This is a genomic window from Salinimicrobium oceani (assembly GCF_012037645.1).
The window spans coordinates 1-515 of the sequence record NZ_JAAVJR010000402.1 but is presented as its reverse complement, the minus strand read 5'-3'; the positions used below and the strand labels follow the sequence as shown (position 1 = coordinate 515).

Here is a 515-nt window from a genome sequence, read left to right as displayed (position 1 = left end):
ACCGCTCTCGCTTTTGAATTCATACGGGGTGATGACGGAACCTACCCTGCAGTTAGAGCCTTGAGCGAAATAGCCGGAACAGCTTCTATATTAATAGCGTCAGAGATCATGAGTAATAATCCGGCAGGAAACGGACTCATGTTTGGAAATATTAGCGGTGTTCCTCCAATTGAAGTTACCATTCTTGGTGCCGGTACCGTTGGAGAATTTGCAGCCCGTTCTGCCTTGGGTCTGGGAGCAAATATTAAGATCTTTGACAATTCCCTTACACGTTTAAGGGCAGTACAGGCCAATCTTGGTCGGCCGTTACATACTTCCACCATTCAGCCAAAGAACATTATTAAAGCCCTTAAAAGAAGTGATGTGGTCATAGGGGCTGTAAGAGGAAAGAACCGCTCCCCTATTCTGGTTACAGAAGCCATGGTTGAAAGCATGAAAAAAGGTGCTGTTATTATTGATGTTAGTATCGATATGGGTGGCTGCTTTGAAAGCAGTGAGATCACCAGCCACGATAA

Annotated in this window: 1 protein-coding gene; it reads left to right on the top strand. The window is 45.0% G+C overall.

The window, feature by feature from the left end:
• Positions 1-515, top strand: a 515-nt coding sequence (locus tag HC175_RS17400; protein WP_168139562.1) for an alanine dehydrogenase, incomplete at both ends; no start/stop codon positions are given.